12 protein-coding genes are annotated in these 14,834 nt (G+C 70.8%); 5 read left to right on the top strand and 7 right to left on the bottom strand.

Features of this window, described 5'->3' with window-relative positions; all coding sequences use genetic code 11:
* Positions 1 to 84: 84 nt before the first annotated feature.
* From ABIA35_RS46575 to ABIA35_RS46560, 4 genes are all read right to left on the bottom strand, one after another.
* Positions 85 to 1,773, bottom strand: coding sequence for a hypothetical protein (locus tag ABIA35_RS46575; protein WP_370362285.1), 1,689 nt, complete (start codon positions 1,771 to 1,773; stop codon positions 85 to 87).
* A 4-nt stretch (positions 1,774 to 1,777) separates the two neighbouring features.
* Complete coding sequence (locus ABIA35_RS46570; protein ID WP_370342506.1) at positions 1,778 to 2,518, bottom strand: DUF6114 domain-containing protein; 741 nt, start codon at positions 2,516 to 2,518, stop codon at positions 1,778 to 1,780.
* Between the two features lie 101 nt (positions 2,519 to 2,619).
* Entirely contained in the window at positions 2,620 to 3,282 is a 663-nt protein-coding gene (locus tag ABIA35_RS46565; protein ID WP_370342508.1) for a DUF6230 family protein, read from the bottom strand.
* Positions 3,283 to 3,821: 539 nt separating this feature from the next.
* Positions 3,822 to 4,823 carry a tetratricopeptide repeat protein gene (locus ABIA35_RS46560; protein WP_370362284.1) on the bottom strand — a complete coding sequence of 334 codons (1,002 nt, stop codon included), beginning with the start codon at positions 4,821 to 4,823 and terminating at the stop codon, positions 3,822 to 3,824.
* Positions 4,824 to 5,142: 319 nt separating this feature from the next.
* On the opposite strand from ABIA35_RS46560, the gene ABIA35_RS46555 reads away from it, so the two are divergent.
* Positions 5,143 to 5,787 (top strand): TetR/AcrR family transcriptional regulator, encoded by a 645-nt coding sequence (locus tag ABIA35_RS46555; protein WP_370342510.1) that lies wholly within the window; start codon positions 5,143 to 5,145, stop codon positions 5,785 to 5,787.
* Positions 5,788 to 5,836: 49 nt separating this feature from the next.
* Here ABIA35_RS46555 and ABIA35_RS46550 read toward each other — a convergent pair whose 3' ends face one another.
* Entirely contained in the window at positions 5,837 to 6,391 is a 555-nt protein-coding gene (locus ABIA35_RS46550; RefSeq protein WP_370342511.1) for a PadR family transcriptional regulator, read from the bottom strand.
* Positions 6,392 to 6,565: 174 nt separating this feature from the next.
* On the opposite strand from ABIA35_RS46550, the gene ABIA35_RS46545 reads away from it, so the two are divergent.
* The gene (locus tag ABIA35_RS46545; protein WP_370342512.1) at positions 6,566 to 7,114 is read left to right on the top strand and encodes a hypothetical protein; all 549 of its coding nucleotides are present in this window, start codon (positions 6,566 to 6,568) and stop codon (positions 7,112 to 7,114) included.
* An 86-nt stretch (positions 7,115 to 7,200) separates the two neighbouring features.
* On the opposite strand, the gene ABIA35_RS46540 is transcribed toward ABIA35_RS46545, so the two are convergent.
* Both ABIA35_RS46540 and ABIA35_RS46535 read right to left on the bottom strand, forming a co-directional pair.
* Positions 7,201 to 8,892, bottom strand: coding sequence for a methylmalonyl-CoA mutase (locus ABIA35_RS46540; protein ID WP_370342513.1), 1,692 nt, complete (start codon positions 8,890 to 8,892; stop codon positions 7,201 to 7,203).
* A gap of 91 nt (positions 8,893 to 8,983) precedes the next feature.
* Complete coding sequence (locus ABIA35_RS46535) at positions 8,984 to 9,490, bottom strand: MarR family winged helix-turn-helix transcriptional regulator (RefSeq protein ID WP_370342514.1); 507 nt, start codon at positions 9,488 to 9,490, stop codon at positions 8,984 to 8,986.
* A gap of 114 nt (positions 9,491 to 9,604) precedes the next feature.
* Here ABIA35_RS46535 and ABIA35_RS46530 point away from each other — a divergent pair, with 114 nt between their 5' ends.
* The 3 genes from ABIA35_RS46530 to ABIA35_RS46520 all read left to right on the top strand — a co-directional run bounded on the left by ABIA35_RS46530 (position 9,605) and on the right by ABIA35_RS46520 (position 14,831).
* Positions 9,605 to 11,005 (top strand): M16 family metallopeptidase, encoded by a 1,401-nt coding sequence (locus tag ABIA35_RS46530; RefSeq protein ID WP_370362283.1) that lies wholly within the window; start codon positions 9,605 to 9,607, stop codon positions 11,003 to 11,005.
* Positions 11,002 to 12,363 carry a M16 family metallopeptidase gene (locus ABIA35_RS46525; protein ID WP_370342516.1) on the top strand — a complete coding sequence of 454 codons (1,362 nt, stop codon included), beginning with the start codon at positions 11,002 to 11,004 and terminating at the stop codon, positions 12,361 to 12,363. Before ABIA35_RS46530 ends, ABIA35_RS46525 begins: the two co-directional genes overlap by 4 nt.
* A gap of 275 nt (positions 12,364 to 12,638) precedes the next feature.
* Entirely contained in the window at positions 12,639 to 14,831 is a 2,193-nt protein-coding gene (locus tag ABIA35_RS46520; protein WP_370362282.1) for a putative Ig domain-containing protein, read from the top strand.
* Positions 14,832 to 14,834: the final 3 nt, after the last annotated feature.

Raw genomic sequence — 14,834 nt, 5'->3', positions numbered from 1 at the left:
CTTCTCATCAAAGCAGAAGCCCGTACCCGCCGGGAGGGCGGGCACGGGCTCGGTGATCTGTATGGGTGTCGCGGCGCCCGCGGCTCAGTACTGCGGCGTGGAGCCGTTCAGGCCGACGTTGAAGTGCGGGATGTTGAGCGTGTCGGACGTCAGCGTGTACTGGTCGACGTGGACGTCCTTGAAGGTGACCGGCGGCAGCGGCAGGTTCAGCTGCAGCAGCCCCATCACCAGCTGGCTCGTCGGGTCGGTCCCGGCCTCTCCGGGCGGGCCCAGCGTGACCTCGCCCAGCGGGATGGGGATGATCGGCAGGTCCATGACGCCCTTCTGCTGAAGGACGTGCAGGGTGACGTTGGTCAGGCTCACGTTCTTGCCCTTGCCGCCGTCGGAGTAGACCTTGGTGTTGCCGTCCTCGTTGTAGGTCACCATGTCGGTCACGTCGACGCGGTCCGCGTGGATGACCATGACCTGCACCGTCTTGCCGTCGCCGGTGTTGACGTCCTGGAAACCCTCGAACTTCTGGTTGGTCAGCGTCAGCGAGCTGGCGTCCAGGTGCCACTCGACCTCGCGCAGGGCGCCCGGGGCCGCGGCCGCGACGCAGGACGTGGCCGGGAGCTGGTACGTCTTCCCCTGGTAGGTGATGGTCCCCGGCGCACCGGAGGAGCTGCTCGACGTCGGGGGAGCCGTGCTCGGCGCCGAGGAGGAGCTCGTGGACGTCGGCGCGGGCGTCGACGGCTTCGACTCGCTCGACGTCGGCTGCGGCGTGGTGGGCGTCGGCGTGCTCGGCTTCGAGGTCGGCGCCCCGGACGGGCTCGAGGAGCTCGACGAGGAGCCGCCCAGACCGATCGACAGGATCGGCGACGGGGACGTGGACGAGCTCGGGTCCGAGGCCGGGTTCGCGGCCGGCGCGGCGGACAGCTTGTTCACCGTGGAGTTCGTCGACGAGGAGGTCGGCGCCGGGTTGAACACCCCGTCCACCGTCGTGCCCAGCCAGCCCAGCGGGTCCCACCAGGGCGCCGACGAGCTCGAGCTCGGGCTCGGGGTGCTGGTCGGCGCGGCCGGCTTGGTCGAGGTGCTCGACGTCGGCGCCGGGACGCTCGGGACGCCGGTCGGCGAGGGCTTGGCCGGCGCCGTGGTGCCGGACGGCGCGCTCGAGGGCCGCGAGGACGGCGCCGCGGGCGGCGCGGTGGTCGAGCCGGAGGACGGCTGCGGGGCGCCCGGGGTCTTCGGGGTCGTCTTCGCCTTGGTCGAGCCGGAGCTCGAGGTCGAGCCGGAGCTCGGCGCGGACGTGGGCGCGGAGCTCGGAGCCGTGCTCGGGGCGGCCTTGATGCCGGGATTGGCCTGCGCGGTCGATCCCGGCGCGCAGTTCGTGGACGCCGCGGCGGGCGCGGACGAGGAGGCGCTGGCCGCGTTCGCGACCGTCGGGACGACCGCGACGCCGGTGGCGGCCAGGAAGACCGCCGGCAGCCCGATCGCGGAGACCATGCGGGCCCGCTTGGTGTGCGCGGAGTCGACCAGGCGCACCGCCTCGGCGGCCAGCAGCGAGGTCGGGACGACCGCGCGCGGCTTGTTCACGCCGCCGCCGCGTGAGCGCAGCGGGACCTCGTCGGGCTCCGGCTCGGGCCCGGCGTCGAGGCCGAACACGCCCGGGACCGGCGCCGGGGCGTCGCGGCGGGCACGCAGCAGGGCGTGCAGCACCGCGTCGTGCTCGGCGGATCGGCCCGCCCGCGCGTCCCCGGCGGTGTTCTCGTTTCCGTTGCTGCCAGTGGCACTCAAGACTTCAAGCCCCCAGAGGTGTGTCCTCGGCGCGGGGCAGCGGCGGGACGGCGTCCCGCGGTTGCGCGGCCGGAACCGTTTCGGCGGGTGTCGGGTCGCCGGTCTGCGGCAGGGCCGAGGTCATCTCGCCTCTGGTGCCCTGGTAACCCGCGACGCCCGGGATGGGTTCGGCGGCCGGGTACGAGTCGGCCTCGAACTGGTAGGGGGCGGCCTGCTCGGCGGCCTCGGCGCCCGCCTGGCCCAGCGGCGCGCGCGCCGAGGGCGGCATGTCGCCGGACAGCGCGTCGCGATAGGCCCGTTCGGCTCTGGCCTGGGCGGCGATCTGCTCCTCGGTCATCCGGGGCGTCCAGGAGAACGCCAGCCCGCCGCCGAAGACCCCGAGCAGCATCCCGAGCAGGAAGCCGCCGAAGTTCGAGACCACCATCGACAGCAGCGCGCACACCAGGGTGAAGACCCCGGCGAACACCCGGTAGCCGGGCGCGAACCACATCGCGGCGGCCATCATGATCAGCGCCGGCGTGATGGCCATCGTCGACACCCCGGCGATGCCGGCCATCTTGATGTTCAGCTTGTGCTGGACCAGCAGGGGCTGCAGGAACGGGATGCTCCACAGCTCCAGGGCGGCCAGCAGCGTCCACAGCCCGGCCCAGAACGGGCGGGAGCGGCGCCATACCTTGAACCCGCGCCAACCTCTGGCCAGGACGTTCTCTTCGCCCCCGGACAATTCGGCGTTGATGGTGCTCACGGCTACTCCCGACATGTGCTGAATGGGTGGGGCGGGCGCGCCCTACTCGCGCCCGCCCTCCAGGCTGTCTCAGACCCTTCAGAGCCTCAAGAGGCCGAAGGCTAGTAGCAGCCCTGGGCGCTCAGGTTCGCCGAGATCGACAGGCCCTTGAGCGCCATCGTGCCGGCGGTGGTGGAGTAGGCGGTCTGCTTGACGTCCGTCAGCACCGCGTGGTCCACGACCTGGCCGAAGTCGCCGGCGGCGAACGGCGTGGTGGAGCCGTCGGGGTTGCCGGTGTGCTTGTCGAAGCCCTGGATGCCGGTCTTGCTGGCGATGTCCGCGGCGCTGGCGCCGATGGTCACACCGGTGAACGTCGCGTCGGCGTTCACCTGGTCGGCGTCCAGGACCAGGTCGGTGGCCTGCACCGGGGTGCCGCCGCCGCCGGCGCGCAGGATGATCGACAGGTTGCCCAGGACCGGGATCGGCACGACCACGGACTGGCACATGTTGGTGATGGTGGCGCTCTTGATGCCGGCCACGGCGACCGCGTGCGGCTTGCCGTTGGCGTCGACGACCACGTCGCCGGACTGGGCGAAGGTCTGGCCGTCGAGCTGGTCGGCGGAGACCTCGAACCGCTGGCCGGACACGGCGAACGAGCTGGCCAGCACACCCTGGGCCATCGCGACGGTCATCGCGCCGGCGATGCCGACGGTGGGGACCATCACCAGGGCGAAGCGCTTCCACTTGGTGCCGCCCAGCACCTGGGAGCCCAATGCGTCCTTCATGCGTTACTCCTCCACGAGCGGATGGGACGGGTCCAGCGCGCGCCGGACCGCGGCATGCGGGCCGAGGTGACCCGTGAGGGCCTTCGGCGAACGGCAGCGACGAGAAGCTCTGCCGACCCGGTGGGGACCTGCCGCCCGCGCGATCGTTTCGGGGATCGTCGGATTAACAGACCGAGCGGATGTGATCGTGGTCTACTCGCGCCCGGCGCACAAGGGGTTCGTTACCGACCGGTAACACGAACGAGGGACGCTCTTTGCCCGCCGAGGGCACCCGGAGGGCTCATAAAGAAGAACTGACGGCTCATTAGACACGCTGTGTAGTTGCAAACTACGGACAAACCGCCCGATTCCCCCGGCTGTGACCCCGCTCTCATCCGAAGTCTGACGAGCCGTCAAGCCGGTGTGACACTTGGCAAAGAAAAAGTAAAATGAAGGCCCCCGCGCCGGTCTTGATCAGGCGCGGGGGCGTTTTCGCAGGCCATGGAGAACCCCGCGTCCGAACCCCTGTGCGGGCCCGGCCGGGGCATTCTCGACAAGCCTCAGAACAAGACCCTGGTCAGCTTCTGCCGGCCGGTCGCGGTGCGCGGGTCCTCGGGGCCCAGCAGCTCGAAGAAGTCGAGCAACTTCACCCGTGCGGCGTCCCGGTCCGCGCCGGCGCTGCGGGCCACGAAGGCCACCAGCCGGTCGATCGCCTCGTCCACCCGGCCGGTGGACAGGTCCAGCTCGGCGGCGGCGATCTGGGCCGCGACGTCGTCGGGCTTGGCCGCGGCGTCGGAGCGGACCTGGTCGACGTCCAGGTCCCGGGTGTTGAGCATCAGCTCGACCTGGGCCAGCGCCAGCTTGGCCTCGGTGTCGCCGGGGTTGGCGTTCAGGACGTCGCGGAAGGCCTGCGCGGCGCCGTCGAGGTCGTTCTCCTCCAGCGCCGAGTACGCCGCGGCCAGCGCCGGGTCCATCGGCGGCTCGGGCAGCTCCTCGGGGGCCTGGCCGTCGGCGGTGCCGGTGACGCCGTTCTCGGCGGCCAGCCGCAGCAGCTCGTCCAGGTAGCGGCGGACCTGCGCCTCCGGGACCGCGCCCGGGAACAGCGGGACCAGCCGGCCGCCGACCACCGCCATCACCATCGGGATGGACTGGATGCCGAACTCCTGGGCCAGCTGCGGGTTGGCGTCCACGTCCAGCTTGGCCAGCACGAAGCGGCCGGCGTACTCCTCGGCCAGCCGCTCCAGCACCGGGGAGAGCTGCTTGCACGGGCCGCACCACTCGGCCCAGAAGTCGATGACGACCGGGACGGTCATCGAGCGCTCGATGACGTCGGCGTCGAAGGTGGCGTCGGAGGTGTCGAAGACCAGGGGCGAGCCGATGGCGCCGGTGCCGTCGGCAGCCGGGCCGGAACCGTCGGCCGGGGCCGCCTGGGCCGGCGCGGCCGGTGCGGCCTGCGGCTTGGCGGCGAGGGCCCCGAGGTCCACCACGCCGCGCAGGGCTGAGGCGGGCAGGCCGGAGCCTCCGCCGGCGGCCATCCCGGGGATCTGAGGTCGCTGTCTCATGGCGCCATCCTCCCCTTTCCGGCTAACCTCACGCCAACTCCGCCCACCCGTCACCCACCGCCGCCCGTTAGGGAGGCGCTACGCGCCACCAGCCCCCCTCTAGGTCCCCACCTAGAGGGGAGGTCGGCGCTCTTGCGTGTCCCGCTCGTGGAAGCAAGACTGATCATTAAGAATACGCGACGAAGCGTATCGCAAAAGACCGGGGCGCGTGAAGATCGGGTTAACAACCCGGCGGCCGGACCCGGCGAGTACGGACAGCCATAACGGGCATCCGACGACGGGCTACTTCAGCGAGCGACTTCAGAAGGAGGCGGCAGCCATGGCGTCCGGGTCCGAGGACACCCCGCGCGGCTCGTCGGCGCAGGCCGCGGCGCGCACCCGCGGCCGGCCGCGCAACGCCGACGCCGACACCGCCATCCTGGCCGCGACCCGCGCCCTGCTCGCCGAACGCGGCTGGCCCGACCTGACCATCGCCGAGGTGGCCTCCCGCGCCGGCGTGGCCAAGACCACGCTCTACCGCCGCTGGCCCGGCAAGGCCGACCTGGTGGTGGACGCCATGGCCGAGCTGTTCTCGCACCTGGAGGTCCTGGACCGCGGCTCGATGCTGCAGGACGCCCTGGCCACCGTCGGACAGTACGTGGAGCTGCTTCAGCTGCCCGAGACGCAGGCGGCACTGCTGGCGTTGTCCGCCGAGGCCGACCGCGACGACACGCTGCGCGCGAAGGTCATCGACAAGGTCATCGACCCGCAGCGGCACCTGGTCTACGAGGCCTGGGAACGGGCCTGCCGGCGCGGCGAGGTCGAGGGCGAGACGGACATCGACCTGATCTTCGACATGATCTGCGGCACGCTGGTGCACCGGATCCTGATCAAGGGGCAGCCGGTCGACGAGGACTACCTGACGCGCTTCGTGTCGGTGGTGCTGGCGGGGCTGGCACAGCTGCGGCTCAGCGGCGGGATCTAGGTGTACATCTAGGGCCTCGGCTCAGAACGCGGCCGCCAGAGAGCCCGATTCAGCCTTCTGACGGCGGCCCGTCCAGGATCCTGCTATCGCTCTGCGCGATCTGCTCGACGGCCCAGTCCGACCACTCCCGGCTCATGGCGGCCAGCCGCTTGGCGAACTCCAGCACCAGCCGTCCGTAGACGTGCAGGTCCTCGTCCTCCCACTCGATGGACGTCTCCAGCTCCTCCATCGCCGCGACGTCCCTGGCGGCCATCTCCCCCAGCCACCCCAGGAAGCCGGTGGCCTGCTCGCGGGAAACCGCGCCCAGCAGGAACACCTTCAGCAGGCCCTCGCTGCGCGGGTGCACGTCGGTCTCGACCTCCAGCAGCCAGTGCCGCAGTTCGACGTGGCCGGCCTCGGTCAGCGCGTACTCCTTGCGGCCCCGGGGACCCTCCGCCGAGGCGGTCAGCAGACCGGCGGCCGCGAGCTTGTTGAGCTCGGAGTAGACCTGGCTCTGGGTGGCCGGCCAGATGTTGTGCAGCGAGGCGTTGAAGACCTGCATCAGGTCGTAGCCGCTGGCCGGCTGCTCGCGCAGCAGGCCCAACAGCGCGTGTCGCAGGCTCATGCGATCGCCCCTCGCTTCCGGTGCGACGGTCCGGGCCGCCGATCGATCATCCCCGCGACAGGTCTATCACGACCCTTCACGATTGACAGGTCAAGATAGGACCTTCTAACTTCGACCTGTCACAAGTGGAATGTCGAATCGTCGGACCGTCCGACGCTCTCGGAAGGAGCCCCCGTGGCGTACCTCCTCGCCTTCGCGCCCTGGATCGCCTTCGCGGTCGTGCCCGGCGGCGCGTGGGCCTGGGCCGCGCTGATCGCGCTCGCCGTCTCGGCGGCCGGCGTGGTCCGGCAGACCCGCGCCGGCCTGCCCCTGGACGCCCAGGTCATCGCGATCGGCTCGGCGGTCTACTTCGCCGCGCTGGCCGTGCTGGCGTTCGCCGACCCGCACACCGCGCTGCACGCGTACACCCCGGCGCTGGCCTCCGGGGCCCTGGCGCTGATCGGGATCGGGTCGCTGGCCCTGCGCGAGCCGTTCACGCTGGGCATCGCCAAGCAGGAGATGCCTCGCGAGGCCTGGGACCACCCGGAGTTCCTGCGGGTGAACGTCGTCATCACGGCGGTGTGGACCGCGAGCTTCGCGGCCGGCGCCGTCGCCCTGGCCTTCCTGGCGCACTCGCCGGCGGCGCCGCGCGTCACGGTCCAGGTCGCCGCGTTCGTCGTGCCGATGGTCTTCACCGGTCGCTACGTCGCCGCGGCCCGCGCCCGAGCGGCCGCGGCGGCATAGAGGCACAGAGCGGCACACAAAAGATCGGCCGGGCCCGTGCGGGCCCGGCCGATCAGAACACTCTGATACCTCGATAGCTCGATACCTCAGATGCGCGCGGGCTCGCGGTAGACGCCCCACTCATCGCGCAGCGCGTCGCAGATCTCGCCGAGCGTCGCCTCGGCGCGCACCGCGTCCAGCATCGCGGGCACCATGTTCGCACCCGTTCGCGCCGCGTCGAGCATCGTGGCCAGGGCGGCCTGGACCGCCTCGCCGTCCCGCTCGGCCTTGCGGGAACCCAGGACGCGCACCTGCTCGCGCTCCACCTCGTGCGAGACGCGCAGGATCTCCAGCGGCTCGTCGATCGCGTCGGTGTAGGCGTTCACGCCGACGATGCGCTTGTCGCCCTTCTCGACCGAGCGCTGGTAGGCGAAGGAGGCCTCGGCGATCTCGGAGGTGAACCAGCCGTCCTCGATGCCGCGCAGCAGGCCGGCGGTGATCGGGCCGACCGCGTGCTGGGCCCCGTTGGGGTCCAGGTCCTTGATCCGCTGGAAGATCGCCTCGGCCTCGGCCTCGATGCGGTCGGTCAGGGCCTCGACGTACCAGCTGCCGCCCAGCGGGTCGGCGACGTTCGCCACGCCCGTCTCCTCCATGATCACCTGCTGGGTGCGCAGGGCGATCTCGGCGGCCTTGGCCGAGGGCAGGGCCAGGACCTCGTCCAGGGCGTTGGTGTGCAGCGAGTTGGTGCCGCCCAGGACGCCGGCCAGGGCCTCGATCGCGGTGCGCACCACGTTGTTGTCGGGCTGCTGCGCGGTCAGCGAGACGCCGGCGGTCTGGGTGTGGAAGCGCAGCCACTGCGCCTTCTCGGTCTTGGCGCCGTAGACGTCGCGCATCCAGCGGGCCCAGATGCGGCGGGCCGCGCGGAACTTCGCGATCTCCTCGAAGAACTCCACGTGCGCGTCGAAGAAGAACGACAGGCCCGGGGCGAACACGTCGACGTCCAGGCCGCGCGACAGGCCCAGTTCCACGTAGCCGAAGCCGTCGGCGAGCGTGAACGCGAGCTCCTGCGCGGCCGTGGCCCCGGCCTCGCGGATGTGGTAGCCGGACACCGACAGCGGCTTGTACGCCGGGACCTTCTCGGCGGTGAACTCCATCAGGTCGCCGATCAGGCGCAGGTGCGGCTCGGGGTCGAACAGCCACTCCTTCTGCGCGATGTACTCCTTGAAGATGTCGGTCTGCAGCGTGCCGTTGAGCCGGCCGATGTCCACACCCTGACGCTCGGCGGCGACCAGGTACATGCAGAACACCGGGACGGCCGGGCCGCTGATCGTCATCGAGGTGGTGACCTCGCCCAGCGGGATGTCGCGGAACAGCACCTCCATGTCGGCGGCGGAGTCGATGGCGACGCCGCAGTGGCCGACCTCGCCCAGGGCGCGCGGGGAGTCGGAGTCGTGGCCCATCAGGGTCGGCATGTCGAAGGCCACGGACAGCCCGCCGCCGCCGGCGGCCAGGATCATCCGGTAGCGCTCGTTGGTCTGCTCGGCGTTGCCGAAGCCGGCGAACTGCCGGATGGTCCACGGCTTGCCCCGGTAGCCGGTCGGGTGGATCCCGCGCGTGTAGGGGAACTCCCCCGGCCATCCGATCCGCTCGAAGCCGGGGACCTCGGAGCCCTCCGGCGGGCCGTACACCGGCTCGACGTCGGTGCCGGAGATCGTGGTGAAATCGGCGTCCCGCTTGCGCGCGGCGTCATAGCGCGCCTGCCAGCGGTCGCGGCCTTCGGAGATCTGCTCGGAGTCCATGCGGCCAATTTTACTAGGACGTCCTACTAAATGCGAAGCCGGGCAGCCTGACCAGGCGATGAACAGTTCGGACCGGCTGCTTGGGCCCCGCTTAGGCCTCGAAATCGCCCGCGGCGACCCGCAGGTCGCGCAGCACGGTGAACAGCTCCCGGTGCTGCTCGGAGCTCAACGCGCTCATCCCGAACTCGGCGGCCATCAGGTCCGCGGTCGCGGCCTCGACGACCTGCCGGCCCTTGGCCGTGATCTCGGCCAGGGTGCCGCGGCCGTCGTCGGGGTTGGGGCGCCGGGCCACCAGGCCGGACTTCTCCAGCCGGTCGATGATGTTCGTGACCGACGTCGGGTGCACCTGCAGCCGCTCGCCGACCTTGGACAGCGGCAGCGATCCGGCCCGGCTGAAGGTCAGCAGCACCAGCGCCTCGTAGCGGGCGAAGGTGAGCTCGTAGGGCTTGACGATCGCGTCGACCCGGGCCAGCAACAGCTGCTGCGCCCGCATGACCGAGGTGATGGCGAGCATCGAGGTGGACTCGCCCCAGCGGTCCTTCCACGACTCGAAGGCGCGCTCGATCGGGTCGAACGAGAGATTCCGGTCCTTGGGCACGCGGTTACGTTAGCCGCTCAGCGCCGGCGTGAGACCGGGGCGCCCGGGTGGCGGACGCCGAACGTATGCGCGTTGAGTGGACGAACGGCCGACCGATCGCGTTGACTGGCAAACGTGACAGAGGTCAAGAGCGAACCGGGTACGCCAGAGGCCGAGAAGGCCGCCGCCGCATCATTCCCCTGGCCGATCCACGAAGCAGTGCTCGACAACGGACTGCGCGTCGTGGTCAGCCCCGATCCCACCACGCCGATCGCCGCCGTGAACCTCTGGTACGACGTGGGCTCGCGCCACGAGCGGGCCGGGAAGCACGGCTTCGCCCACCTGTTCGAACACCTGATGTTCGAGGGCTCGGCGCACGTGGCCAAGGGCGAGCACTTCGAGTGGGTGACGGCGGCCGGCGGCGCCGCGATCAACGCCACCACCAGCCCCGACCGCACGAACTACTTCCAGGTCATGCCCTCCTCCCAGCTGGAGCTGGCGCTGTGGCTGGAGGCCGACCGCATGGGCTCGCTGGCCCTGACCCAGGAGACCCTGGACAACCAGCGCGAGGTCGTGAAGAACGAGCGGCGCCAGCGCTACGACAACCCGCCGTACGGCCGCTGGGTCGAATACGCCCTCGAACTCACCTTCCCCGAGGGCCACCCGTACCACCACACCACCATCGGCTCGATGGAGGAGCTCCAGGAAGCCGCCCTGGAGGACTTCCAGGACTTCAACGCGGTCTACTACTCGCCGAACAACGCGGTGCTCACCGTCGCCGGCGACGTGGACGCCGAGCAGGTCGTACAGCTGGCGGAGAAGTACTTCGGCGGCATCCAGCGGCACGGCGACATCCCGCCGGCCCCGGACGGCACGCTGCCCGCGCTGAAGCTCGGCACGACCACGCGCCGCGTGGTGCCGGACGACTCGGTGCCGCGCCCGATGACGTTCTTCATGTTCCGCTCCCCCGACGCCCGCGACGAGGACTACGTCGCGGTCGAGGTGCTGGCCGCGGTGCTCGGCCGCGGCCGCGGCGCCCGCCTGTACCGCAAGCTGATCACCGAGAAGAACCTGGCGCAGCGCGAGGAGTCCTACACCTCGACGTGGAACCTGGCCTACGGCGCCTCGGTGTTCTTCGGCCTGTTCAGCCCGCGCGACGGCGTGGAGGCCGCCGAGGTGGAGCGCGAGTTCACCGCCGTGCTCGACGCGCTGGCCGACGGCTCCGCCCCGGTCTCCGAGTCCGAACTCGGCCGGGCCAAGGCCCTGCTGACCAGCGACTGGCTGCGCGCGGTCAGCGAGCTCGGCGGCCGCGCCGACCTGCTCGGCCAGTACGCCACGGTGGACGGCGACCCGAAGATCGTGCGCGAGTACCTGGGGCGGCTGGAGGCGGTCACCGCCGAGGACGTGCAGCGCGTCGCCGCGCAGATCCTTCCCGACGACAACCGCGTCGTCATCGAGTACGTGACGAGCGCTGCGTCCGACGACGCCGAGGGCAGCGAGGACGGCGCGGACGACGCCCAGGAGGCCGACGCATGAGCAGCAACACCCTGATCTCCGACAAGCCGGCCGGCGGGGCGCCGCGGCCCTACGAGTTCCCGGCCGTCACCCGCACCGAGCTGCCCGGCGGCCAGATCGTCGCCGCACACCTGCCCGGCCAGCGCATGGCCTACGCCGGCCTGCTGCTGGAGGCCGGATTCGTCCGGGAGCCCGCGGGCAAGGAGGGCGTCGGCAAGATCACGGCGGACCTGCTGCGCGAGGGCACCGAGCTCAAGACCGGCGACGAGTTCGCGCTCGCCCTGGAGTCCCTGGGCGCCTCCTGGTCCGGCTCGGTCGACGCCGACGTGTTCCGGGTCGGCGTGCAGGCGCCGGTGGACCGGATCGCCGCCGCGGTCGCGCTGCTGGCCGAGGCCCTGCGCCGCCCGCGCCTGGCCGAGAACGACTTCGACCGGGTGCGCAGCGACCGCGTCGCCAAGCTGACCACGGCCTGGGCGATGCCCGGGACGCGCGCCAACGAGGCCCTGAACCGCGGGCTGTACCTGCCGGAGAGCCGCTACAGCAAGCAGGACACCGGAACCGTCGCCTCCGTCAGCACCCTGACGCTGGACGACGTGCGCGAGTACCACGAGGCGCGGCTGGCGCTCGGCGGCACGCTGCTGCTGGCCGGGGACCTGTCCGGGGTGGACGCGGCCGCGCTCGGCGAGATCCTGCTCGGCCAGGCCGCCCCCGCGGTCACGCCGCCGCCCGAGACCGGTGCCCGCGACCTGCTGGACCGCGAGATCGTGGTGGTGGACCGGCCCGGCGCCGTGCAGTCGGTCCTGGCGATCGCGCACCACGCGCCGCGCCGGGACACCCCGGACTACACCGCGATCGAGGCCATGGCCACGATCCTGGGCGGGACCTTCAACTCGCGGCTGAACCACCAGCTGCGCGAGGTGAAGGGCTACACCTACGGGGCGCGCGGCGGCTTCGACCTGAACCGCGAGAGCGGTGTGTTCTCCGCGTCCGCCTCGGTGCACACCGAGGTGACCGCCGAGGCCGCGGTGGACGCGCTGGCCGAGATCGAGCGCATCAAGAGCGGCGGCGTCACCGACGACGAGCTCGCCTCGACCAAGGCCTACCGGACCGGCTCGCTGCCGATCGCGCTGCAGACGCCGGGCTCGGTGGGCGGCGCGCTGGCGCAGATCGTGGAGTTCGGCCTGCCGGACGACTACTACACAAAGAAGTACACGGAGTACACCCAACTGACCAAAGACGAGGTGGACGCCGCCGCGGCAAAACGGTTGTTCCCGGAGAACGCGGTTGTCGTCATCGAGGGCGACGCCGAGAAGATCCTCCCGGGACTCACCGAGGCCGGGATCGGCACCGTCCGCGTGGACGACGAGGGACAAGCCTGACCTTCACAAGGTTCTCGCAAAGCTCTGAATAAGCTCTGAACGACAAGGCCCGCCGGTCCGCTGACCGGCGGGCCTTCGTGTCCACACCCCTTACGCACCCCTTGCGGTACACCCTTTGCAAACTTCTTATGGCGTCGCTTCCGTGGCTTTACAGAATATTTACTGGCGATGTGCGTTGACGGCGACGCCAAAGACCCATAACTTTCCCGGTCGGTACGTGTCCTGATACCCCACCTCCCTAGCTGAACCGTGAACCGGTTCGGAGAGGAAATCACGTGCATCGGGTCCCACTCAGAGCGGCGGCGGGCCTTGCCGCAGCGGCGATCACGCTGTTCGCCACCGCCGCGAACGGAGCGGCGACGACGACGTCGTCCTCCGGCGCCACCTCGCCCGGCACCACCACGCAGAACCCGTATGACCCCTCGTACGGCCACCCCTACCGGCACGGGGCCATTCCCACCATCCAGCAGAACCAGAAGGCGAAGGCCTGGGCCAGCACCCACGCCTCGCCGCAGGCGACCACCGGTCCGGAGACGCTGTCCTACGGCGGCGGCATCGACGGCATCGGCGTCCAGGACGGCGGCAAGTCCAAGGTCTACCTCGTCTTCTACGGCAGCCAGTGGGGAACCCAGTCCACCGACGCCAACGGCAACGCCAAGTTCTCCGGCGACCCGGACGGGGGCGCCTCGGTCGCCCAGCAGATGTTCAAGGGCATCGGCACCAACAACGAGCTGTGGTCCGCGGACCTCACTCAGTGGTGTGACGGCGCGGGGGTGTCCAGCGGCGCGACGTCCTGCCCGACCAACCTGCCAGCCTCGCAGTACATCAACTACCAGTCCGGCGGCGTGCTCGCCGGCGTCTGGGAGGACAACGCCGGCGCCTCCCCCTCCGCCGCGACCGGTCACCAGCTGGGCCAGGAAGCGGTCAACGCCGCCGCCCACTTCGGCAACACCACCGCCGCGGCCAACCGCGACGCCTACTACGTGATCCTGTCCCCCACCGGCACCAACCCGGACAGCTACCAGGGGCAGTACTGCGCGTGGCACGACTACAACGGTGACTCCACGCTCACCGGCGGCGCCGTGACCTCGCCCTACGGCGACATCGCGTTCTCCAACCAGCCGTACAACATGGACTCCGGCGCCGGCTGCGGCGTGGGCTTCGTGAACTCCCCCGGCACCCTGGACGGCTACACCATCACCATGGGCCACGAGTGGCACGAGATGATGTCCGACCAGAACCCGGCCGGCGGCTGGACCAACAACACCGGCTCGTCCTACAACGGCCAGGAGAACTCCGACGAGTGCGCGTGGCTGTCCCCCGGGACCGCCGGCGGCGCCGCGAACATCTCCTTCGGCTCGTTCGGCACCTACCCCGAGCAGGCCTCGTGGTCGAACGACACCAACGCGTGCGCCATCTCGCACGCGATCATCAACCACGGCACCACCGAGACCGTCACGGTCACCAGCCCCGGTAACCAGACCTCGACGCAGGGCACCGCGATCGGCACCGTGCAGATCTCGGGCTCGGACTCCGCGGGCAAGTCGCTGACCTACTCGGCCACCGGTCTGCCGGCCGGCCTGTCGATCAGCAGCTCGGGCGCCATCACCGGCACCCCGACCGGCACCGGCACCTCCAGCGTCACCGTCACCGCGAGCTCCGGCACCGCGACCGGGACCACGTCGTTCAGCTGGACCGTGAACCCGCAGGGCGGCACCGAGACGGTCACCGTCAACAACCCCGGCAACCAGACCTCGACGCAGGGCACCGCGATCAGCACCCTGCAGATCTCCGGTTCGGACTCCGCGGGCAAGTCGCTGACCTACTCCGCCTCCGGCCTGCCGGCCGGCCTGTCGATCAGCTCCTCCGGCGCCATCACCGGCACGCCGACCGGTACGGGTACCTCCAGCGTGACCGTCACCGCGTCCTCGGGCACCGCCTCGGGCTCGACGACCTTCTCCTGGACCGTCAACCCCTCCGGTGGCGGCGGATGCACCGCGACCCAGCTGCTGGGCAACCCCGGCTTCGAGACCGGTAGCGCCTCCCCGTGGACCGCCACCGCCGGCGTGATCGACAACAGCTCCTCCGAGCCGGCCCACAGCGGCTCCTGGAAGGCCTGGCTCGACGGCTACGGCACCACCCACACCGACACCCTGGCGCAGTCGGTGAGCATCCCCGCCACCTGCAAGACGGCGACCTTCTCCTTCTGGCTGCACATCGACACCGCCGAGACCACGACCAGCACCGCCTACGACAAGCTGTCGGTGCAGGTCCTGAACTCCTCCGGCACCGTCCTGGGCACCCTGGCCACCTACTCCAACCTCAACCACAACACCGGCTACACCCAGCACTCCTTCAGCCTGGCCAGCTACATCGGCCAGACCATCTCGCTGAAGTTCACCGGCACCGAGGACTCCTCGCTGCAGACGTCGTTCGTCATCGACGACAACGCTCTGAACGTGAACTGACGC

It is taken from the genome of Catenulispora sp. MAP12-49, assembly GCF_041262705.1.
GTDB lineage: Bacteria > Actinomycetota > Actinomycetes > Streptomycetales > Catenulisporaceae > Catenulispora.
This window is presented reverse-complemented; position numbering and strand designations above follow the sequence as displayed.

Coding starts and splice junctions, on each gene's coding strand:
- ABIA35_RS46540 (WP_370342513.1), bottom strand. CDS start 8,892: ATGGACTCCGAGCAGATCTCCGAAGGCCGCGACCGCTGGCAGGCGCGC.
- ABIA35_RS46525 (WP_370342516.1), top strand. CDS start 11,002: ATGAGCAGCAACACCCTGATCTCCGACAAGCCGGCCGGCGGGGCGCCG.
- ABIA35_RS46560 (WP_370362284.1), bottom strand. CDS start 4,823: ATGAGACAGCGACCTCAGATCCCCGGGATGGCCGCCGGCGGAGGCTCC.
- ABIA35_RS46555 (WP_370342510.1), top strand. CDS start 5,143: ATGGCGTCCGGGTCCGAGGACACCCCGCGCGGCTCGTCGGCGCAGGCC.
- ABIA35_RS46565 (WP_370342508.1), bottom strand. CDS start 3,282: ATGAAGGACGCATTGGGCTCCCAGGTGCTGGGCGGCACCAAGTGGAAG.
- ABIA35_RS46550 (WP_370342511.1), bottom strand. CDS start 6,391: ATGAGCCTGCGACACGCGCTGTTGGGCCTGCTGCGCGAGCAGCCGGCC.